Annotated in this window: 21 protein-coding genes and 1 other annotated feature; of the genes, 15 read left to right on the top strand and 6 right to left on the bottom strand. The window is 47.9% G+C overall.

The genetic code is table 11. The features are described from left to right. Nucleotides 1–6 precede the first annotated feature (6 nt). Genes V3C10_17795 through V3C10_17775 form a run of 5 tightly spaced genes read left to right on the top strand, consistent with a single transcriptional unit; the run spans nt 7 to nt 4,714 of the window. Complete coding sequence (locus tag V3C10_17795) at nt 7–630, top strand: chemotaxis protein CheC (protein WVP61145.1); 624 nt, start codon at nt 7–9, stop codon at nt 628–630. After that, nucleotides 620–1,102 carry a chemotaxis protein CheD gene (locus V3C10_17790; protein WVP61144.1) on the top strand — a complete coding sequence of 161 codons (483 nt, stop codon included), beginning with the start codon at nt 620–622 and terminating at the stop codon, nt 1,100–1,102. The genes V3C10_17795 and V3C10_17790 overlap by 11 nt, the downstream gene beginning before the upstream one ends. Before the next feature lie 36 nt (nt 1,103–1,138). Further along, on the top strand, nt 1,139–2,077 hold the full coding sequence (locus V3C10_17785) for a diguanylate cyclase (protein WVP61143.1): 939 nt from the start codon (nt 1,139–1,141) through the stop codon (nt 2,075–2,077). 5 nt (nt 2,078–2,082) lie between these two features. Continuing rightward, on the top strand, nt 2,083–4,215 hold the full coding sequence (locus tag V3C10_17780) for a chemotaxis protein CheA (GenBank protein ID WVP61142.1): 2,133 nt from the start codon (nt 2,083–2,085) through the stop codon (nt 4,213–4,215). Further along, nucleotides 4,208–4,714 (top strand): chemotaxis protein CheW, encoded by a 507-nt coding sequence (locus tag V3C10_17775; GenBank protein ID WVP61141.1) that lies wholly within the window; start codon nt 4,208–4,210, stop codon nt 4,712–4,714. Before V3C10_17780 ends, V3C10_17775 begins: the two co-directional genes overlap by 8 nt. Before the next feature lie 99 nt (nt 4,715–4,813). On the opposite strand, the gene V3C10_17770 is transcribed toward V3C10_17775, so the two are convergent. Further along, nucleotides 4,814–5,812 (bottom strand): ABC transporter substrate-binding protein, encoded by a 999-nt coding sequence (locus V3C10_17770; protein ID WVP61140.1) that lies wholly within the window; start codon nt 5,810–5,812, stop codon nt 4,814–4,816. Between the two features lie 222 nt (nt 5,813–6,034). On the opposite strand from V3C10_17770, the gene V3C10_17765 reads away from it, so the two are divergent. Beyond that, complete coding sequence (locus V3C10_17765; protein ID WVP61139.1) at nt 6,035–6,844, top strand: Cof-type HAD-IIB family hydrolase; 810 nt, start codon at nt 6,035–6,037, stop codon at nt 6,842–6,844. 162 nt (nt 6,845–7,006) lie between these two features. Beyond that, nucleotides 7,007–7,336, top strand: a complete 330-nt coding sequence (locus tag V3C10_17760; protein ID WVP61138.1) for a YerC/YecD family TrpR-related protein — start codon at nt 7,007–7,009, stop codon at nt 7,334–7,336. 88 nt (nt 7,337–7,424) lie between these two features. Here the strand turns inward: V3C10_17760 and V3C10_17755 are convergent, their stop codons facing one another. Both V3C10_17755 and V3C10_17750 read right to left on the bottom strand, forming a co-directional pair. Further along, entirely contained in the window at nt 7,425–8,405 is a 981-nt protein-coding gene (locus V3C10_17755; GenBank protein WVP61137.1) for a bile acid:sodium symporter family protein, read from the bottom strand. Nucleotides 8,406–8,491: 86 nt separating this feature from the next. Beyond that, nucleotides 8,492–8,732, bottom strand: a binding site (T-box leader). A gap of 103 nt (nt 8,733–8,835) precedes the next feature. Beyond that, a complete protein-coding gene (locus V3C10_17750; protein WVP61136.1) occupies nt 8,836–9,444 on the bottom strand; it encodes a DUF1836 domain-containing protein in 609 nt (202 codons plus the stop codon). A gap of 317 nt (nt 9,445–9,761) precedes the next feature. Between V3C10_17750 and V3C10_17745 the strand changes: the two genes are divergently transcribed. Then, nucleotides 9,762–12,215 (top strand): UvrD-helicase domain-containing protein, encoded by a 2,454-nt coding sequence (locus tag V3C10_17745; protein ID WVP61135.1) that lies wholly within the window; start codon nt 9,762–9,764, stop codon nt 12,213–12,215. A gap of 108 nt (nt 12,216–12,323) precedes the next feature. Beyond that, on the top strand, nt 12,324–12,611 hold the full coding sequence (locus tag V3C10_17740) for a DUF4366 domain-containing protein (protein WVP61134.1): 288 nt from the start codon (nt 12,324–12,326) through the stop codon (nt 12,609–12,611). 295 nt (nt 12,612–12,906) lie between these two features. Here the strand turns inward: V3C10_17740 and V3C10_17735 are convergent, their stop codons facing one another. After that, entirely contained in the window at nt 12,907–14,004 is a 1,098-nt protein-coding gene (locus V3C10_17735; protein ID WVP61133.1) for a slipin family protein, read from the bottom strand. Nucleotides 14,005–14,711: 707 nt separating this feature from the next. Between V3C10_17735 and V3C10_17730 the strand changes: the two genes are divergently transcribed. The 6 genes from V3C10_17730 to V3C10_17705 all read left to right on the top strand — a co-directional run bounded on the left by V3C10_17730 (nt 14,712) and on the right by V3C10_17705 (nt 20,159). Then, on the top strand, nt 14,712–15,962 hold the full coding sequence (locus V3C10_17730) for a WYL domain-containing protein (GenBank protein ID WVP61132.1): 1,251 nt from the start codon (nt 14,712–14,714) through the stop codon (nt 15,960–15,962). Nucleotides 15,963–15,965: 3 nt separating this feature from the next. Continuing rightward, entirely contained in the window at nt 15,966–16,964 is a 999-nt protein-coding gene (locus V3C10_17725) for a WYL domain-containing protein (GenBank protein WVP61131.1), read from the top strand. Nucleotides 16,965–17,159: 195 nt separating this feature from the next. After that, complete coding sequence (gene rlmD / locus V3C10_17720) at nt 17,160–18,551, top strand: 23S rRNA (uracil(1939)-C(5))-methyltransferase RlmD (protein ID WVP61130.1); 1,392 nt, start codon at nt 17,160–17,162, stop codon at nt 18,549–18,551. 2 nt (nt 18,552–18,553) lie between these two features. Further along, complete coding sequence (locus tag V3C10_17715; GenBank protein WVP61129.1) at nt 18,554–18,739, top strand: hypothetical protein; 186 nt, start codon at nt 18,554–18,556, stop codon at nt 18,737–18,739. Next, the gene (locus V3C10_17710) at nt 18,739–19,014 is read left to right on the top strand and encodes a hypothetical protein (protein WVP61128.1); all 276 of its coding nucleotides are present in this window, start codon (nt 18,739–18,741) and stop codon (nt 19,012–19,014) included. The genes V3C10_17715 and V3C10_17710 overlap by 1 nt, the downstream gene beginning before the upstream one ends. Nucleotides 19,015–19,106: 92 nt before the next feature. Beyond that, entirely contained in the window at nt 19,107–20,159 is a 1,053-nt protein-coding gene (locus V3C10_17705; protein WVP61127.1) for a virulence RhuM family protein, read from the top strand. Nucleotides 20,160–20,843: 684 nt separating this feature from the next. Here V3C10_17705 and V3C10_17700 read toward each other — a convergent pair. Both V3C10_17700 and V3C10_17695 read right to left on the bottom strand, forming a co-directional pair. Beyond that, complete coding sequence (locus V3C10_17700) at nt 20,844–21,185, bottom strand: thioredoxin family protein (GenBank protein WVP61126.1); 342 nt, start codon at nt 21,183–21,185, stop codon at nt 20,844–20,846. Nucleotides 21,186–21,235: 50 nt separating this feature from the next. After that, nucleotides 21,236–22,264: a permease gene (locus V3C10_17695; GenBank protein ID WVP61125.1), complete on the bottom strand. Its 1,029-nt coding sequence runs from the start codon at nt 22,262–22,264 to the stop codon at nt 21,236–21,238. Nucleotides 22,265–22,291 lie beyond the last annotated feature (27 nt).

The raw sequence follows: 22,291 nt of genomic DNA, 5'->3' as shown, positions 1-22,291 counted from the left end.
CAGCGGATGGGGAAGTATTACAGTTTAAACGACAGTATGAGCGATATACTCAGGGAGCTTGGCAATATTGGGAGCGGAAAGGCGGCGACCGCTCTGTCGGATCTGATGGGACACGCAATTGGAATGGAGATTCCGGCGGTAAATATCAGGGGATTTGAACAGGTTTCCAATATTCTCGGTGGAACCGAAAATACCGCAGCCGGAGTGCTGATGGATTTGACCGGCGATATCAGCGGGATGTTCATGTTCCTGTGCAGTGAATCCTTTTTAAAAAGTCTCATAAAAGGAATGCTTGGGAGTGAAACAGAAAATATTTATGAGCTGGACGAGATGAGCCTGTCCGCATTTAAGGAGATTGGCAACATCATGTGCTGCTGTTATATCAGCGCCCTGGCGGAGATGCTGGATATTACGATCGATGTGTCAGTTCCAGATGTAAATGTGGATATGGTGGGAGCGCTGTTAAGCGTTCCTATGATACGTATTGCAAATGTCAGCGAAGAGCTTTTATTTATAGAAACCGAAATCAGCACCGGCGGACTGTCGGAGCAGGGCTATGTCCTGTTCTTCCCGGAGCAGGAATCCCTGGAGAAAATTGCTGCGATACTAGAGGAGAAATATGAAAAATAGTCCGGTTAATGTGGGGATTGCCTGTGCGCTTGTGGTGAAGGAGCCTGGGGTACTGATTACTTATGCACTGGGTTCCTGTGTGGGCGTCTGCCTTTTTGACAGAAAAAAGCATATTGCAGGCATGGCCCATATCATGCTGCCGTCTTACGAAGATGCAGTGGACCGACAGAATTTATACAAATTTGCGGACAGTGGATGTGAACTCCTGCTCCACTCCATGCTCCGGCAGGGAGCCGGGCGCGATGATATCACCGCGAGGCTGGTGGGCGGAGCCAGAATGTTCCGCACCGGAGGATCGATGGAAGGGATCGGTGAGAGGAATGTCAATGCGGTCAGGGAGACTCTGCGCCGCCTGGGAATTCAAATCACTGCGGAAGATACAGGAAAAGATTACGGAAGAACGGTAACTTTGGACTCGGTAACGGGTGAGGTAACCATAAAAGCCGTCAACGGAGAGATAAAAAAAATTTGACGGGCAGGCGCCTGACAAATGGAAGGAGAAAGAGAAATGGGAAGCGGACAGACAATATTAGCGATTGATGACAGCCTGTTAATTTGCCAGCAGATAGAAAAGGTTTTAAAGAGTGACGAGGTGGCCATCCACAAGGCGCACTCGGCAAAGGAAACAATGGAGATTCTGGATCAGATTCAGCCGGATCTGATTCTGCTTGATGTGGTGCTTCCTGATATGGAGGGGTATGACCTGTTCCAGAAAATCAGGGATCACGAAAACGGCCGTGCACCGGTTATTTTCATCACGTCAAAGGACAGCGAACAGGACATAACAAGAGGATTTTCCCTCGGCGCCTGCGATTATATCAGAAAACCATTCCTTCCAGAAGAACTGAGATCCAGAGTCAAGGCCCATCTCCATGACAAACAGGAGAAGGATGAACTCCGCTCCCTGAATGAGACGCTCAAGGCGAATATGGAGAAGCTGAACCGGGCGGCGTTCCGTGATGAGCTGACGGGACTTTACAACCGCCGTTTTATCGTGGAGAAGCTGGCGAAAGATTTGAAGGAAGAGGGCCGCGACGACGCCCTGGTCATGGTAGATGTGGATAATTTCAAGCGGATTAACGACACCTACGGCCATTCGGTGGGGGATATGGTTCTCGTCTGTATTGCCAATATCATGGAAAGCATCTGCCGGAGACATAAGGTGGTGCGCTGGGGCGGAGAGGAATTTCTCCTGATCCTGATGGCGGTCACAAAACAGGAAGTGCTTGAAATCTGTGAGGAAATCCGCAAAGAGATTGCAGAATTTCCGTTTATGTTCGGGGATACGAATTTTACATGCACAGTTACGCTTGGAATCGCACTTTATGATAAATCAAAAGATTTCGATGATAACACGAACTGTGCCGACAAGGCTCTCTATTATGGCAAGACGTCGGGAAAAAACCGGGCGGTGCTTTTTGGGGCGGAGAAGGAAACAGGGGTGTGATGTAGATGGGATTTTTTGATACAGATATGGAAGATATGCTGGATATCTATCTTCTTGAGACGAACCAGCTTCTCGACCAGGCAGACGAAATTCTGTTGAATGCGGAACAGGAAAAGGCGCTTACAAAAGATGAAATTAACGGGATTTTCCGTGTAATGCATACGATTAAGAGTTCCTCGGCCATGATGGGACTGACTGCTTTGTCGGTGCTGGCCCACCGCCTGGAGGATATTTTCGCTGTATTCAGGGAAGAGCCGTTCCGGCTCGGGGGTTTTGAGCAGGAAACCTTTGACCTTATCTTTGCCGCCGCCGATTTTATCAGGGGCGAACTGGGGAGGATGAACGAGGAGACGTTCCAGCCAAACGATCCGGAGGGCTTTGACGAAAAGATAGATGCCCTGGTCTCAAAAGTAAAGGCGAAAAAGGATTTTACCGCCCATATCAGGTTTGAGGCAGGCTGCAAGATGGAGAATATCCGCGCTTATATGGTGGCGCGCCAGATAAAAGAGGATTGTACCGAGATGCAGACCTTTCCGGAGAATGTGGAGTCGGATCCGGGTACGGCGGACTATATCCGGGAACATGGATTTTACATCCATTTCCTCTCGGAAACCCCGGGTCAGGTGTTCGATAAGCTGGCCGAAGCCCTCTTTGTGGCCCGCGTGACCGCATCGGAAACCATGCCGGGACAGACCGGGACGGGTGAAGGTACAAAGACGGCGTCCGGGCAGCCGGAGACAGGCGCCGGGGAAAAAGTTTCCGGTTGTACTGAGGCACCGGAGCAGAAGGATACGGCCGAAGAGGTGGAGGAGCTGAAGGATACGGCTGAAGAGGCGGCGGAAACCGCAGATAAGACGGCAGCCGGAGATAAATCAGCAAATACGGCAGGACGGAAGGAGGCGGATAAACCGGTAAAACAGGCGGGCCAGAATGGGGGAGCTCAGACTGGGAGCGAGTTTATCCACGTGAAGGTGGAACGCCTGGACGAACTTCAGAATCTGACGGGAGAGCTGATGATAGCCGCCCAGGCCGCCGATTTATACGGAAGCAGCTCCGCGGGAGCGGGAGTGCGGGAAGACAACCAGAAACGCCAACTGGAACGTCTTTTAAGGGAATTGGAAGAACTTGTAATTTCCATCCGTATGATACCGTTTTCCAGTGTTGTCCCGCAGATTAGCCGCGTGGTCAGGGATATCAGCCGGAAAGAAAATAAGAAAATAACATTCACCGTGACGGGCCAGGATGTGGAAGTAGATAAAAAAATTGCGGACAGTATTCTGGAGCCGCTGCTTCATCTGGTCCGTAATGCCGTGGATCATGGCATCGAGACACCGGAAGAACGTGAAGCGGCAGGAAAATGCCAGACCGGGCAGATAACGCTGAGCTTTGAAAATATGGGCGGAGAAATCTGTGTATCCGTCCAGGACGACGGCTGCGGAATCGATACGGAGAAGGTGCTTAGAAAAGCGAAAGATAAGAATCTATTTACCGGAAATGAGGCGGACTATTCTGAGGCGGAACTGATGGAACTTTGCCTCCTGCCGGGTTTTTCAACAAGAGAGCAGGCCAATGAATTTTCGGGCAGAGGCGTTGGCCTCGATGTGGTCCGCCAAATGGTGGAAAAATTAGGAGGCCACCTCCACCTGGAAAGCAAAAAGGGAAGCGGAAGCCGGTTTATACTCCACCTGCCCCTGACCCTGACGATTATTGACAGTATAAGGCTTTTGGCGGGAGACAATTGTTTTGCCGTCCCAGCCAGGCAGGTGATACAGTTTTTCCCCTATCCTCCGGAAGAAACAGAGCTTGTAAGACGGGGAGAGAAGGAATTCTGGCTGCACGAAGGACGCTATATCCCGATTATCTCCCTGCGCCGGTTTTACGGCATGGAAGAGACGGGGATGGGACGCCGCGTGATGGCATACGTAAGGGGCAGTTCCCGGGAGGCCTGTCTCCTGGCCGATCGGATTGTCGATCAGATGAGCCTTGTGGAGAAACCGCTTCCTGAGATATTTGGCCCCCATTTCAGGTATTATACGGGAATTTCAGGCTGCAGCCTTCTTGGGGACGGTTCAATCTGTATGCTGCTAGACATAGAGGATTTAATCCGCGTTGCGGGAGGTGTAAAATCGTATGAGTGACATAAGCGGGCTGAGCGCCCGGATGGCTTTTTTTGACGAAGGAGCTGAAACAGCCGCCAATTTCCGGGAAAATCTGGAATTCATGGCAGTCGATATGGGAAATTTCTACTATGGAATTGAGCTGGAATGTGTAAAAGAACTGATCCGTGAGCCACATATCACGCAGATTCCCTGCCTGCCCGCCTATTATGAGGGGGTATGCAACTGGAAAGGTAATATAGTTCCCGTAGTGTCCATGCGGGCGGCCGGAGGAATTTCTCAGGAGGCTCCTTCGCAGAAGCTGGTTCTGATCGTGAGAGCGGGCGGCCTGGAATGCGGTTTACTGATCGAGGGGGAACCGCGGATCCTGGGTATCTCACCCGATCGTGAGCTGATAGGGGAACTGCCGGAAGCCGATGGGATCATGCTTGTCGTCAAGCATGCGTTTGAGGGGGAAGATAAGGTCATTTCGGTGATTGATGTAGAGAAATCCCTCAAAAAGATGGTGGTGTTTGAGTAGAAAAATGAGGATGCGGGCGGGACGGCCCGGGGATGGGGATGGTGGAAGACTCATCACCCCCGCTCAGCGAGCCGTCCCGCCGCGTCCTCATTTTTCAACCTACTTTCCTGCTTCTTCCGAAAATGTCGTAGTCACAAGATCCTCATAAGGAACCCTCTCATTCAGCTCTCCGGCCTCTTCCAGGATGTTCTCCAGAAGTTCGAAGCTTTCTTTTTCAAACACGGTATCATTTTTCCACGTATCCTGCTCTTTGTAACGCTCAATGATAGTCGCGATGGTGTCGGTGTCGGTCTCCTTAAACTGAGGCTTGATTGTCTCCGCAATCTCTTCCGCGGAATGTGTGTTTACATATTCAAGGCCGCGCTGGATTGCGTTGGTGAATTTCTGGATGGTTTCAGGATTTTTTTCCAGATAGCTCTTCTTTACACAGTAAGCGGTGTAAGGAACATAGCCGGAATCCACGCCGAGAGAGGCTACGACGGTTCCGTTGCCCTCTTTTTCAAGGCCTGTGGCGAACGGTTCGAATTCGACGGTGTAATCGGCATCATTGCTGGTAAAGGCAGCGGCGGTCAGGCCGAAGTTGATGCTCTGGTCAATGGTCAGATCGGTTTTTGGATCAATGCCATTCTTTTTCAGGATGTATTCGAAAATCATCTCCGGCATTCCGCCTGCGCGGCCGCCCAATACTTTTTTGCCTTTCAGATCCTGCCAGGAGAAGTTTTCCTGGGGATCGCGGGCAACGAGAAAGTTTCCGGCGCGCTGGGTCAGCTGGGCAAAATTGACCGCATAGTCTTCGGAACCTTCCTGGTAGACGTAAACGCTGGCCTCAGAGCCCATGAAACCGATGTCCGCGTCCCCTGAAATCAGGGCAGTCATGACTTTGTCGGCGCCCGCGCCGTTGACAAGGGTAAGATTAATCCCTTCGTCTTTGAAATACCCCAGTTCGATGGCAGCATACTGAGGAGCATAGAAGATGGAGTGAGCCACTTCATTTAATGTAACCGGAGTAAGAGCATCAGATGCCCCTCCACCCTGACAGCCGGAAAGGGCGGCTGCAGTCATGGCGGCTGTCAGGAAAACAGAAATAATTTTTTTCATAAAACTCTCCCGTAGATTTTGTCTATATTATCTAAGATATTGGAAAAACCGCAGGTTGGTGCCTGTTTCCCTATAAGGAATTATCGGGATTATGTCAGGAAATGTACATCAGTTAATATTATTTAATTGTGTTTTTTCCTGACTTCCTATATAATAACGGCTGGGGAATGTGAGGGACTGGTATCAGGCCGGTGTGCAGATTGTACAGGAGCAGAGATGCAGATGGAAAATTATGAAATTATCGTTCTGGATTTAGATGGAACGCTGACAAACCGTGATAAAGTGATAACGCCAAAGACAAAGAAGGCTCTGATGGAGCTTCAGGAGAGAGGAAAGAAGATTGTGCTTGCCTCCGGACGTCCGACGGACGGGGTAATGCCCCTTGCGCGGGAGCTGAAACTGGAGGAGTATGGAAGCTATATTCTCTCGTTTAACGGCGGTATGATAACGAACTGCCGGACCGGGGAGGTGGTATTCAGCCGCCTGCTTCCGGTGGAGGCCAATGCAAAAATTATCGGCCTGGCCGAGGACGAGAGGGTGACGGTGCTCACCTATGACGGACATACCCTGATCACCAATGATGCGGAGAGTCCCTATTCAAAGCTGGAAAATAAGATTAATAATATGGAAGTCCGCCAGATTGATGATTTGAAGTCCTATGTAACCTACCCTGTACCGAAGTTTTTAATGATGGACGACGGGGATTACCTTGCCATGGTGGAACCCCGGGTGAAGGCGGCGATGGGAAAGAACTTCAGTATTTACCGTTCCGAACCGTTTTTCCTTGAAATACTGCCGAGAGGAATCGATAAGGCCCAGTCACTGGCCAGGCTGCTGGAGATTCTTGGACTTCAAAAAGAGCAGATGATTGCCTGCGGAGACGGTTATAATGATCTGACAATGATTAAGTTTGCCGGTCTCGGCGTAGCCATGGAGAATGCGGTGCTCCCGGTGAGAAAAGCCGCGGACTATATTACATTATCCAACAATGACGACGGGATTGCCCATGTTGTGGAAAAATTTATGCTGTAAACCGGCTTACGACCGGTATCCTGTCAGAATATTTTTTGGGGTTGCGAAAACTTTGCAAAAAGAAGTGGAAAAAATATGGACTTTACAACTTTAGTATGCTAAAATTGTAAGGAGCTGGTGGTTTACGGAAAGCAAAAATATATAATGAAGAGGTGCTTTTACATGAATAAAAAACTCAAGACAGAGGCGGTTGACCATTTGTTTCAGGCGATTCTGACCCTTAAGAGCACGGAAGAGTGCTACAGCTTTTTTGAGGATGTCTGCACAGTCAACGAGCTGTTGTCCTTCTCACAGCGCTATGAGGTTGCCAAGATGCTGAGAGAGAAAAGAACGTATCTGGAGATCGCCGATAAGACGGGAGCCTCCACCGCGACAATCAGCCGCGTTAACCGCTCATTGAACTATGGCAACGACGGATACGATATGGTATTTAAACGCCTGGAAGATCAGGCAGGGGATGAGGAGAAAGAGGCGGCAAAGGCTGCTGAATGACATAAAAACAGGACAGATTTTAAAGAAGAGCCGGAAAATCTCCGGCTCTTCTTTATTGCCAAAAAGACTGCGAAAAGAACACACTATTTTACTGCAGGTTTGTCATTGCGGCGGAACCTGTCTTTTTTCCTGCCTTTTCCGCCGTGCGCGCATAGAAATTGGCGAGAACCGCGCCGGAAATATTATGCCATACGCTGAATACGGCTCCCGGGATGGTAGCTAACGGATACTGGGCAAAATGAGTGGCGGCGAGGGAGGTAGCCAGGCCGGAGTTCTGCATACCGACTTCGATCGAAATGGCGCGGCATTTGCTTTCGTCCAGTTTTAAAACTTTTCCGATGGAGAAGCCCAGCAGATATCCGATTACATTGTGGCAGATGACTACTGCGACGATCAGGAGTCCGCTTGTCAGAATCTTAGATGAATTGGCGGAAACAACGGCAGCAACGATGGCTACGATGGCGGTCGTGGAAATCAGAGGCAGCACTTCCACAATTTTCTGTGTAACCGCAGAGAAAAAGTGGTTGATAATAAAACCGGCTGCAATCGGTACAATCACGACCTTGACGATGGATAAAAACATGCTGGCCATGTTGACGTCGACTCTGGCGCCCGCGTAAACGTAGGTGAGAAGCGGGGTAAGGAACGGAGCCAGCACGGTGGAAACGGCCGTCATGCCGACGGACAGCGCCACATCGCCTTTGGAGAGGTAGGTCATGACGTTGGAGGAAGTGCCGCCCGGGCAGGTTCCCACCAGGATCACGCCGATGGCCAGCTCCGGCGGAAGATTAAATACCTTAGTCAGCCCGAAGGCCAGAAGCGGCATCACCGTGAACTGGGCGATACATCCGATAATAACGTCCTTGGGGCGGGAGAAAACGACCTTAAAGTCTCCCGGTTTCAGGGTAAGGCCCATCCCAAACATAACAATGCCAAGGAGGGTATTGACGTAGGAGGTTTTGATGAAACTAACGCTCTGAGGCACAAACAGGGCGAGGGCAGCGATGGCGATGACAATGACGGCCATATTCTGTCCGAAGAAATTACTCAGCTTTTTCAATGTGTTCATAATAAAGATCCCCTTTCGATTTTGTGTGTATTTCCACGGAGGTTTTTTGTTTTACTGAAAATAAAAACAAAAAACCTCTGTCTCTGTTAAGAGACAAAGGTTATATTCCCTCTGCGGTACCACTCTTATTGCCGTAAAACGGCCCCTTAGCCACATCTGACAATGTGTAACAGGATAACGGCTGTTAACCGTTCAGTCTTACTGGGTGAACTGTTCAGGCTGAAAGCTCAGAGGTGATTTTCTTCCGGATTTCCTGCTGACTCGCACCTGCCGACAGCTCTCTGAAAGGATGTACAGCGGAATACTTTTCCTCGTCATGGCTTGTTGTTACTTGTTTTTAGTGATTCTACTGCGCTGAAGTGTAAATGTCAATAGTCAGATTTATCTTATTTAAAAAATGAATTGACCTTTATTGACATGAGGCAGCGCCTTATTTTTTTTTCTTGGGAGGATTCTCCTGTCTTAACTGTTCCGCCAGCAGCTCTATCATCTGCTTTTTCAGGTATACGTCAAAGGCCAGTTCACAAATAAAAGAAAAGAGGCGCAGGTATTCCTGGTCATCCCCCTCGGCATCGGGAAACGTCTCGGAAGCCGCCTGGAATTTGGCCATCACGTCCTCTTTCAGGCGCTTGCGCTGTCCCCGCTCCAGGGAGAATATCTCCGTGTAAAGCTCTGACAGTTCCGGATTGGAACCCTGGGAAAAATGGTTCTCGCTGATCGGGGAGAAGAGCTGTTCAATATCGTTAAAAGAAAGTACATTCTTAAAGTAGTAGATAAAAATCAGCAGCAGGATATGGTTCTTCGAATACTTCTTCTTCTCCGGGGGAGGCAGCAGGTTGTTCTTTGCATAGTTGTTAATCATTGTCTTTGTCAGGATCTTGTCCTCGCCGAACCGCTTGCAGCCCGACAGATGGCTGTCCATGAATGTGGTAACCTGATCCATATATAAATCAATAGCGGGAATGTCGGACGGGTTGATCCTGGTCATGCTGTCCAGATAAGCCATCAGATCCTGCAGACGTTCTTCGTTCGTTTTCATAAAATTCACCTCACATTTTATTATATAGTATTGAATACTAGATGACAAGGGGGAAAAGCATTTATTTGAAGCCGGAGGCCAGGCATGAATGCGGCCGCTCTGTTTTTTTCCGTGACAGGAGCAGTAAAATATATTATAATAATGGTTATTGTCCGTGCCTCTATGGAAAGCACAGGTACCGCGGACAGCAGAACGAAAGAGGTTCGCATCGGTTACCGGCCCTGGACGGGCGGCCTGCACGGCGCATGCTGCGGAGCACGTAGGATACGGTAACTGACATCACCCTGAAGATGGAATCAGAAAAGGCGGTAGGAAACATGAACAAATACGAATTACTCAATCCGATGCAGCAGGAGGCGGTTTACCACACGGATGGCCCCCTTCTCGTGCTGGCGGGCGCAGGTTCCGGAAAGACCAGAGTACTGACTCACAGGATTGCATATCTGATAGAAGAAAAAAAGGTGAATCCATGGAATATCATGGCAATCACATTTACCAACAAGGCGGCGGCCGAGATGAGGGAGCGTGTGGACAAGATTGTCGGCTTCGGCTCCGAGAGCATCTGGGTGAGCACCTTCCATTCCTCCTGCGTGAGGATTCTGCGGCGTCATATCGAATATCTCGGCTACAGTACGAATTTTACGATTTATGACGGCGATGATCAGAAGACCCTGATGAAGCAGATATTCAAGAAACTGGATGTAGACACGAAACAGTTTAAGGAGAGGGCGGTTCTCAGCAAGATCTCTTCTGCAAAGGACGATATGATCACGCCGGAAGAATTCGAACTGAATGCAGGCGGAGATTTCCGTGAGAAGAAGGTTGCTCAGATTTATAAAGAGTACCAGAAAGAGCTGAAGAAAAATAATGCCCTGGATTTTGACGATCTGATTGTAAAGACCGTGGAGCTGTTCCAGAACGCGCCGGAGGTTCTCGATTACTATCAGGAGAGATTCCGTTACATAATGGTGGATGAGTACCAGGATACCAACATGGTCCAGTTTAAGCTGGTCGATCTGCTGGCTGCCAAATACAGGAATATCTGCGTGGTGGGTGACGACGATCAGTCGATCTACAAATTCAGGGGAGCCAATATTGAAAATATACTGAGCTTTGAGAAGGCATTTCCGGGAGCAAAGGTCATCAAGCTGGAACAGAATTACCGATCCACCCAGAATATCCTGAACGCGGCCAACGAAGTAATCCGCAACAACCGTGGAAGAAAAGACAAGACGCTCTGGACGGCCAACGATGAGGGAAACCAGGTGCGTTTCCTGCAGTTCGATACGGCCTATGAGGAAGCGGAGGCGATTGTGAAGGATATACGCCGGGAAAAGGAAGATTCCGGATGTGAATATTCCGATTTTGCGGTGCTCTACAGGACAAATGCCCAGTCGCGCCTATTGGAGGAGAAATGTATCCTTTACAGTATTCCGTACCGTCTGGTGGGAGGCGTTAATTTCTACCAGAGAAAAGAGATTAAGGACATTCTCTGCTACTTAAAGACGATCGCCAACGGGCAGGACGATCTGGCTGTACAGCGTATTGTCAATGTGCCGAAAAGGGGCGTCGGAGCGACGTCCATCGGAAAGGTAACAATGTTTGCCTCCGCCAACGGGATGAGCTTTTACGATGCATTACTGCGCGTCAAGGGAATCCCGGCCATGGGAAAAGCGGCAGATAAGATAGGCGTTTTCACGGAGCAGATCGAAGATTTCAAAGCGCGTATGCCGGAGATGACGATCCAGGAACTGATCGAAGAGATTCTTGAAAACACCGGTTACAAAAAAGAGCTGGAGGCAGAGGGCGAGATTGAGTCGGAGACACGTCTCCAGAATATAGAGGAATTGATTAACAAGGCGGTCAGCTACAGCGAGAATGCGGAGGAACCGACGCTGGACGGGTTCCTCGAAGAGGTTGCGCTGGTTGCCGATGTGGATAATATGGATGAGTCTGAAAACCGGATTATCCTGATGACGCTCCACAGCGCCAAAGGACTGGAATTCCCATATGTATATTTAAGCGGCCTGGAGGACGGACTGTTTCCGAGCAGCATGTCCATCATGTCGGACGACAAGGATGCGGTCGAGGAAGAACGCCGCCTCTGTTATGTAGGCATCACAAGAGCCAGGGAGAAACTGACGCTGACCGCGGCCAGACAGCGCATGACCAACGGTGAGACGAGATTTTCCAAGGTCAGCCGTTTTGTGGAAGAGATTCCTTCATGGCTGCTGGAACAGGTGGAACAGCCGTCCGTATTCGGAAGGGCGGCAGGAAGATCCTGGGGAGGCGAAAACTCCGGGAACGGGGACGGCTTTGGCGGGGCGGCAGCCTCCGGCTGGGGCAGAAAGTCTTCCGAAGGGGAGGAGGCAGGCCTGCCATGGAACCGTTCCGGCGGTATTACGACCGGCTGGGGTTCATCCGCCGGCGGACAGAGCGGAGCGGGAAGCCGTAATTCCAGCGTTACCATCGGCAGCGGGGCAGGAGCAGCGGGCAGCGGCGGACGCGGTCTCAGCGCTTTCGGCCAGAAGCCAAATGCTTATGCCTCAAAGACGGCCCCGGGAGCCCCTTCCTTCGGGAAGGCATTTTCCGTACAGAAGGCAGCTCATCTGCCCTATTCTGAGGGAGACCGTGTAAAGCATATTAAGTTCGGTGAGGGTACCGTTAAAAAGATTGAGGACGGCGGCAAAGACTACGAGGTCACCGTAGAGTTCGAACGCGTAGGTGTCAAAAAAATGTTTGCATCTTTTGCCAAATTGATAAAATTGTAATAAAAATCTGTTTTTTATTCAAAATAAGATAGTAAAAACCTGACTTTGATGATATAATATAAAAGAAAAACATCGGTGCAGGATCACGGAAGAAAGGATGTGGAACCTATGAATAAATTCGATATGATGGGTAAGGATGCATTATCTAAAGTGGAAGAGATCATGAATGCAACAAAGCTGAATGAGTTTTTACACAGAAAAGAAGAGGAAGAGAAGAAGAAAACCTGTATCCTCTGGATTCTTGCCATTATCGGTGTTGTAGCGGCTGTAGCAGCCATCGCTTACGGTGTTTACCGCTTCTTTACACCGGATTATCTGGAAGACTTTGAGGACGATTTTGAAGATGATTTCGACGACGATTTCTTCGAGGATGATGCGGAAGACGAGAAAGAGTAAGAGAAGTAACAAAGGCCCGGAGCAGAAGGTACATTAAGAGCGCCTGAGTGCCTGAGAGTATGATGTACGGAACGATAATGTTCGGATGTGGTAAATACGGATACGGTAAAGCGGAAGTATGATAAATACGGATGTGAAAAAGTACAAGTATGATAAACACGGATACGGTAAAGTACAAGTATAGTAAATACAGATAAAGATAAAATATAACGGCAAGGATTACTCTGTTATGAGTGCCTTGCCGTTTTTTGTTGAGTGTCAATGAAAAGTTCGCGAAGCGTGCTTTTCGTTGTTGTTACATTCCCGCCAGCTCGGAGAGCTGATCGAGGATACCTTTACCACCGCTTACGGAGATGCTGCCTACTTTATCGCAGATTCTCTCCAGATACTCCATCTCCTTCAGCTTCAGCAGTGTCTTGTTCTCATCCATCAGCCGGGCTGTGTTCAGCAGGCTTCTGGTGGAGGCTACCTCCTCACGGCGCATGATGACATTGGCCTGGGCTTTTTTCTCGGCAACCAGGACCGTGTTCATGATATCACGGATTTCACCGGGAAGTATGATGTCTTTGATACCCGCGTTTACAATCTGGACGCAGTAATCCGACTCCCGCTCCCTGAGCTGTCCGCAGATGGAACGGCCGATCTCTTCCTTTTGAGCCAGCAGCTCATCGAGGCGGAAACGGCCCACATATTCCCTGATGCAGAGCTGGGCTCCGGTGTAAAGCTGGGCGGATGCACCCTCGATCGTCTGCACAAGTTTTTCCGGATCGGTGATTCGGTAGCTGCAGACTACGTTTAAACGGATGCTCACCTTGTCGGCGGTCAGGATTTCCTGGCCCTGGATCTCGAGCTGCTGTACTTTCATATTGAAGATTTTGCAGGTCACCTCGCTTCCGTAATTCCAGAAATACCAGGTACCCTGCTCCAAACGTTTTTCGAACCGGCCGTCGAAGTACAGAAGACCGATCTCACCGTCCTTGATTGCGATTTTTTTATAGAATTTCATCGGCATCAAATCGATGTAATATCTCGGCAATGTCTGATCCATGTAGGGATTGGTGATATCTACAAGGCGGATTTCCACATCCTCAAAGACATTCCAGTACAGAGCGTCGGGGCCGGTAAGCACCTCTTTGAACGCTTTGTTTACAAAACGGATGCCGAGACATTCGTCGGGAATCGTTACGTGTACGACCCTGTCCGCAAAAGCCTGGTTTTTCAGCAGGATTTCAGCCGGGATACCGCAGGTGTCGACGCTGCCCGTCATTGGTACGGTTTTCAGTTCGTAGCCCAGTCTCTGTATGTAATGGTAGCTGCCGGCGGTGAGAAAACCCTGAAATCTTCCGTCTTTTAACAGATAACCGCATTCCTGCTCTTTGATTGTATATTTCATACTACTACCTCCTTTTGAGTTTAGAAATTGTCACTTTGTTTAAATCGGATTTTTTGAGAATGGAAATGCCCCTTCTTCATCAAAATACTGCGGACCGTTCGTTGAGGGACGGCGTTTCCCGTAAGGGGACGGCGCTTCTAACCAGCGCTGTCCCGGGACGGGTTCTGCCGGGCCGGTATCCTGATTGGCACAGGCAGTTTCTGACTGCTTTCCGTGGAAATTGTCCGGCTTTGAAAAGTCCGCTGAGCGTCTTTTCTTTGCTGCACGAAATTCTACAGAACGCGGAAGGAGGGACATTTCTGATCCCTGGTGGTTTTGGTTTGGTAGGCATCTTATCAGGATGTTCCAAAGTTTTAATGATTGCTATACCAGCTTAGCTACATGCTTTCGCAAGGGAGGATTCGAACCTCCGACACATCATGTGGTGCTGACTGCCCGGAATACCCTCCGTTCAGGGACGGCGGCACCGCGGAGGCTCCTGTGTGGAAAACCTCTCACCTGTGAGACAGCCCGCCTGGCAGTTCCGTACCGGATTGCCATGGCTTAATCATAGAGGATAGAAGGAGAAAGATCATTTAAAAAAAGTTGCGAACTTCCTGAAAATGGTATTTCCTGTAAGATTTGACAACAGGATGGGCAGACGTTAGACTAAAGACAAATGGTTACGGTTTTCCGATAATGGGAATAAAGATAAGGGGATATGGAATATGACGGAGTTTCAGGAACTGATCAAAAATTTTGACCGCATCCGCGATTATATGCGGCAGTTCTATATATACGGATTTAAGGTGCGGGGTGACTATGATAAGAAGAGCGCCAGAACCTATGATAATGAGAGACGGCGGATTGAGAGCTGGCTTTCCGATTATATGGAATCCGAGTACACCCAAAAGGGAAAACAGGTCTATATCAATGTGGACAGCAGGACGGTCAGCCAGAACCCACTTTATGCCGCATGGAAGGCAAAAAGCTTTACAGACAACGATATTATGCTCCACTTTTTTATCCTGGACCAGTTGTGCGGGCAGAGTGAGGGAATGAGCGCAGGTGAGCTTGGCGACAGAATGGCGGAGAGCTACGGCGTTGTCTTTGACAGCCAGACGGTCCGGCTGAAGCTGAAAGAATATGAAGAACTGGGGATTCTGGGAGCCGTGAAAAAAGGAAAGTCGCTGGCATATTTTTTGAAGCCGTGCTTTTCGGATCATACGGAGCAGATGCCGGAACCGGAAACGTGGGAACACGTTTTGACGGCTGTAAAATTCTTTCAGGAGGCGGCTCCCTTCGGATTTGTCGGCAGCACCATCCTGGATCGGGAAAACGCGGCCAACGATAGTTTTCAGTTCAAGCACCATTTTATCGTACATACATTAGAGGATGGAGTACTGCTGAACATTCTGGAGGCCATCCGGGAACAGCGGAAAATATCCTTTGTCAATAAGAGCAGCCGCAGCGGCAATACGTCGGTTATTCAGGGACTGCCCCTTAGAATCTTTGTAAGCGTCAGGACAGGACGGAGGTATGTGTGCTGTTACCTGGAGAACCGCAGGCGGTTTATGAATTACCGTCTGGACTGTATCTGGCAGGTCAAGGCATTGGAGGAGTGCGGTGAATGTGAGCAGTGGAAGGAACTGCTCAATAAAAATATCGCCCGGTGCTGGGGAGTCTCATTCGGAGGTCCCAGCCGGCTGGAAGAAATCCGGATGAAGGTGTATATTGATGAGGAAAAAGAAGATTACATATTGAACCGGCTCCGCCGGGAAGGGCGCGGCGGGGAAATTACCAGAACAGGGGAAAATGAATATCTCTACTACGGCACATTTTTTGACACCAATGAGATGCTTTCCTGGGTTAAAACCTTCACGGGCCGGATTCTGGATATCGAGGGCAGCAACCCGGCTGCCATCGCAAAGGTGAAGCGGGACTGGGAACGGATGTACGAGATGTATTGTGAGGATTAGGAAATGGAATTATTTGATAAAGTTTATAGCTGCTATTACCAGGTGGTAAGACAAATCCTGACAGGGGCAAAGGAGCAGCCGCTGACGGAAAAGCAGATGGAAACGCTGATCAGGAAATATGGCTTCCAGGAGAGTGTTTTCGCAATTCTACCAAAACTGCTGGACGGAGAGTGGGCGCTTTTGAAAAAAGAAAAGGAAGACGGCAAAACTTACTCTTCGGCCGTGGACGGAGAACTCCGCCCTCCCCTTACCCTGCTTCAAAAGAGCTGGTTAAAATCACTGCTGGCAGACAGAAGGATAGGCATGTTTTTAGATGAGAGGGAACGCGGGTGGGCCGATGAGGCTCTGAAAGAGGTTATGCCTCTTTATAATGAGGCGAATTTTTACTATTATGACAGATACAGCGATGGGGACGACTATGAGTCGGAACCGTACCGGAAAAATTTCAGGACGGTACTCAGCGCGATCAAACAGGGGCAGGCGCTTTTTATAGCGTATGAGGGAAAACAGAAGGACACATTTACCTATGAGGTGCTGCCGTACCAGCTTCAGTATTCCTCCAAGGATGACAAATTCCGGCTCTGCTGCCGCCAGTATACGCACAGAAGTTTCTGCAGGGAAATCCTGCTGAATATGAGCCGGATTCGGGCCTGCCATCCCTCAAACCGGGAGGTTTCAGAGAATGTGGAATCCTTCCGGTTTAGAAACGGCAGAAAATCGAAGGAACCCGTCGTGATAGAAATAAGCGGGGAGAGAAACTCGCTGGAGCGGTGCATGCTCCACTTTGCAAGCTATGAAAAACATACGGAATTTGACGGAGAGAAAAATACCTGCCGCTGTTCCATTTATTACGACAGGGCGGATGAGACGGAGCTGCTGATTGATATTCTCTCATTCGGTCCCGTAGTGCGCGTGCTGGGGCCGGAACCATTTTTGAATCTGATCAGGGCCAGAGTGGGAAGGCAGCATAGGATGATGGGGATGGAGGCGGAAGAAAGGTAGTTGCTGTTCGTAGCGCAGCGGCTTTCTGACTGTGGTGTAAACCGTAACGAAAGGTGGTTCGGGGAGAACAGGATTAGCGGATTTTGCTTTTCATCTGTCTGGTTTTCGTGTATACTAAAGCATGTTTAAAGCGGCCTTAATAAGTTCTTGATGGCAGCGTTTTATATAGAATCAGAGAAGGAGTTAATTATAGAGATGAAAAAAGGCGAAGTATATGAGGGTACCGTGGAGAAAATTGAATTCCCGAACAAGGGAATTGTCAGAATAGAAGATGAGAAGGTAGTCGTAAAAAACGCTCTTCCGGGTCAGAAGATCCGCTTTCTGGTCAATAAGAAGAGAAAAGGAAAATGTGAGGCGCGCCTGATTGAGGTTCTGGAACCTTCTGGTATTGAGACGGAAGAGAAGGTATGTCCTCATTACGGAATCTGCGGAGGCTGTCTCTATCAGACCGTACCGTATGAGAAACAGCTTGAAATCAAGCGGGAACAGGTGAAGGAGCTGATTGACGGCGTATGCAGTGATTATGAATTTGAGGGAATCAAGGGGAGCCCCATCCCGGCCTGTTACCGCAATAAAATGGAATTTTCCTTCGGTGATGAGGTGAAGGACGGACCGCTGGCCCTTGGCATGCACCGCCGCGGAAGTTTTTACGATGTGGTGACTACCGGGGAATGCCAGATTGTGCACAGAGATTTCTGTGATATCCTCCTCTGCTCCAAACAGTACTTTGAGGAAAAGGGGACAGGCTTTTATAAGAAAATGCAGCATACGGGATATCTGCGCCATTTGCTTGTGAGACGGGCGGTTAAGACCGGGGAGATATTGATTGACCTGATTACGACAACCCAGATTGAGGCGGAAGAAGAGAACGAGCTTCTGAACGGATGGCTTCAGGAAATCCTGGCCCTGCCTCTGGAAGGAACGATGACGGGAATCCTGCACACGAGAAATGATTCCCTGGCCGATGCCGTGAAGGACGAGGGGACGGAGATCCTGTATGGACAGGATTACTTCTTTGAGGAGCTTCTCGGCCTGAAATTCAGAATTTCACCATTTTCCTTCTTCCAGACTAATTCTCTGGGAGCGGAAGTGCTCTACGAGAAGACCAGGGAATACGTGGGCGATACAAAGGGAAAAGTGATTTTTGACCTGTACAGCGGAACCGGCACGATTGCCCAGATTCTCGCTCCGGTGGCCGAGAAGGTGGTCGGTGTCGAGATCGTGGAGGAGGCCGTGGAGGCCGCAAAGAAGAATGCATTGTTAAACGGACTGGAAAACTGCGAGTTTATCGCAGGCGATGTCCTGAAGGTGATGGACGGGCTTAAAGATAAGCCGGAGCTGATCGTGCTCGATCCGCCCAGGGATGGAATTCATCCCAAGGCTATTGAGAAAATTATTGATTTTGGGGTCAACCGGATGGTGTATGTATCCTGTAAGCCGACCAGTTTGGCGAGGGATCTGGTGATTCTGCAGGAGAGAGGGTATCGGGTGGAGAAGGTTTGCTGTGTGGATATGTTTCCGGGGACGGCGAATGTCGAAACGGTAGTACTTTTGTCCCACAAGTCACCAGATAGCCATATGATGTAAAAGTGGAATTTGGAGAAGTCAAGGGGAAAATGCCTTTGGATGCAATTGCAGAGGTGAAAAGGTCTTTGGGATTAACAATGTTTGATGTCCCTAATGCGGTGGAAGAATTGAAACAACCAAGAAAATATCTGCCAAAAGAGAAAATGGAGGCAATAAAATATGCACTTAAGTATTTTGAGGTGATTTGATGGAGGAAAGTATATACCAGATTGCAGAGAAAATAAGTAAACTATATCAAGAAGTATATGATGCCTATCTGCCATTGGTTGAAAATGTGTGTAACAGAGAAGTATCAGAAGGCGAATTGTCACATTTTCTCGATTATTTATTGGATTTTGCTTGTGATGAAAAAATATTGGGGCTGTATAAAAAGGTGCGTAAAAGATATTTATATGTATATCCGAGGTGCATCAAATTTTATATTGAAGCGTATTGGGACATGTGGGAAGATGAAAATAAATGATTACTTGACAGAATATATCTAAAAGAAGCAATAGTACAGCTGATTCTAAATTGCCAAAGTTGCTATAATAGGATGTGGGAGGGGGATTGTTTATGCCCAAAAAGAAGAATGATATTACAATACACAGCTCTGCTGCGGAGTATTTGACTTATGTGGCTTCAGCAGGGGATAGTAACGATAGCTTTGAAATGCGTTATGAGAATGAAAATATCTGGCTGACGCAAAAAATGCTTGCGACTTTATATGATGTAGATGTGCGTACAATCAATGAACATATTAAAAAAATTTATACGGATGATGAACTGACGCAGGAATCAACTATCCGGAAATTCCGGATAGTTCAAACAGAAGGTTCGCGGCAGGTGAACCGGGAGGTGATTCACTATAACTTGCAAATGATCATTGCTATCGGATTTAAAGTGAACAACGACCGCGCTGTAAGATTCCGTAAATGGGCAGGGCAGATTGTTAAGGATTATACGATTCAAGGTTGGACGATGGATAAAGAACGCCTGAAAAAAGGGCATATGTTCACCGATGAATATTTTGAACGGCAGTTGGAGAATATTCGAGAGATACGTTTGTCCGAACGCAAGTTTTATCAAAAGGTTACTGATCTTTATGCTACAGCGTTTGATTACGACAAAGATGCCAAGACTACACGGCAGTTTTTCAAAATGGTGCAGAATAAGATGCATTGGGCCGTACATAGGCATACGGCAGCAGAATTGATTGTAGAACGTGCAAATGCTGAAAAAGAACATATGGGCCTGACAACATGGGAATCAGCGCCAGATGGGAAAATTGTCAAAGCAGATGTTACCGTTGCTAAGAATTATCTGAGCGAAAAGGAAATGTCCTATTTACAGAGAATCGTTTCACTGTATCTAGACTATGCGGAGTTACAGGCGGAACGAAGAATACCAATGAGTATGGAGGACTGGGCAAAGCGCCTTGATGGTTTTCTGGAGTTTAACGGGAATGAACTGCTGATGGGACCGGGAAAAGTCAGTGCAGAACAGGCAAAGCTTCATGCAGAGACTGAGTTTGAAAAATATCGTATTGTTCAGGATCGGTTATTTATGTCAGACTATGATAAGTATTTACTGGAATTAGAACATCAAGCGGAGCAAAGTGAGGCATAAAGATGATTATATTGTTTCCGCTTGGGGAGAATTGCGCCCTTCTGCCATTATTATTATCCACTCAACAAATGTCGAAACCATTGTGCTTTTGTCCAAACATATTGCCCTCTAACGCATTAAAGGAAATCTAAAACTGTATGAATTGGAGCCCCGTAAGCAATAGTAGAATCTTTGGGACAGAAGGAATTCCGTAAATTAGATAATTAAATATATGAATGAAAGAGGCAGAGCTATATGTTGTGTAAAGTCCTGGTGGACAGCGACATGGGCTTTGCTTCTCTTATAGAAAACCGGCACGAAGTGATTTAGCATAGGAACTCACGAAAGATCCCTACAATTTTGATTTTATAACACTGACCAGGAACTATAAAGAAAAAGAATTAAAAGATGCATAGATGGTCTAAAAGACTGTGGGCAGGCAGCTATGTTCATTTTAACATTTGAGCATAGCTGCTTTTTTATGCCCGAAACCAGAAAACTATAATTCAAGGAAGGACTGAGAAGCATGAGTGTAGGATTTTTAAGAGGTACACCAATCGCAGATTTGGAAATGGGGATGCAGTGTGTTCCGGAATTTGGATCACGCAGAGGCGGCATTATCCGGAGTCAGTATCCAGCCAATTATCAAACGGGCAAATGCAATTACCGGCCTCATCGCTGGCTGTTTTCTGTAAGTATTTTAAATTATTCCTGCGTTTTTTGGAGGAGTTCAATTACCTCATCCCGCTTTAAAACCTTGCCATAGGAAACAACCTTACCATTTACTACGAGTGCGGGGGTGGACATTACCCCGTAGGCAGCAATCTGAGCGAAGTCTGTGATATGCTCGATGTCGGCAGCCATACCAAGTTCGCCAAGGGCTTCTTTTACAGCGGCCTCTAATTGATTACACTTTGCACAGCCGGAGCCAAGAACTTTAATCGTTGCACCGCAGTTTTTGGCAATTTCCGTCTGCCTCATCGTTCCGGAATTGCAGTTTCCTCCGCCGCCACCAGTTTTTTCTTTCTTTTTTGTAAACAGTCCCATTCGTTAATTCCTCCATTCATTTTAGTTAGTTTATGATAAATTGTTTTTTCTTATATTAATAGGAATTGGAATGCATTAAACAGATAACCAACCAGGATGATTCCAATGGTGCAAATGGTGATAAAGGTAACCAGCAGTTTCGGTTTTACAGCTTTACGAAGCATAATCATCGATGGTAATGAGAGCGTGGTAACTGCCATCATAAAGCTGAGAATTGTACCGAGTTGTGCACCTTTAGAAAGCAGCGCCTCAGCAACCGGAATTGTGCCAAAGATATCTGCATACATGGGAACACCCACCAGTGTAGCTAAAATGACACCAAAGGGATTATTGCTGCCAAGAACTGCTTCAATCCAGTGTTCTGGTATCCAATTGTGGATTAGAGCACCAATACCAACACCGACTAAAATGTAAGGAAATACTTTTTTAAAGGTAGAAAGCACCTGCTCCTTCGCGTATGTCATGCGCTCTTTTACTGTAAGCGTAGGGGCATCAATATCTACACCGCCGGCGCTGCGGATAAATTCCTCTACATATTGTTCCATGTGCAGTTTTTCAATCAATGTACCGCCAATTACGGCAATTACTAAGCCGACTATCACATAAATAATGGCAACTTTTGCGCCAAAGATGCTCATGAGTAGTACCAGGCTGCCAAGGTCAACCATAGGAGAGGAAATCAAAAAGGAGAATGTCACTCCAAGGGGCAACCCTGCACTGGTAAAGCCAATGAACAGTGGAATAGAAGAGCAGGAACAAAATGGAGTTACAGTTCCGAGTAATGCAGAGACAATGTTTGCTCCTATTCCATGAAAACGTCCTAATATTTTTTTGCTGCGTTCTGGAGGAAAATAACTCTGTATATAAGATATCCCCCAAATTAAAAAGCACAGCAATACCGTGATTTTTATCACATCATAAAGAAAAAACTGTACACTTCCGCCCAGCCGGCCGGAAATATTTAAACCGATGGCAGAGAGAAAATCCCCGATCAGGTTGTTCAACCATTTCATGCCGAGTATCTGATCTTGGAAAAATAGCCATATTGCCTGAAAAGTCTGCAAGAGAAATACCTCCATTCATATTCATTCATATCAAAAAAAGTT

Origin of the sequence: [Clostridium] symbiosum (genome assembly GCA_036419695.1) — a bacterium.
In the GTDB taxonomy this organism is placed as follows: Bacteria; Bacillota; Clostridia; order Lachnospirales; family Lachnospiraceae; genus Otoolea; species Otoolea symbiosa_A.
Note: the sequence above shows the minus strand (reverse complement) of the source record. Positions and strands in the feature narration are given on the sequence as shown.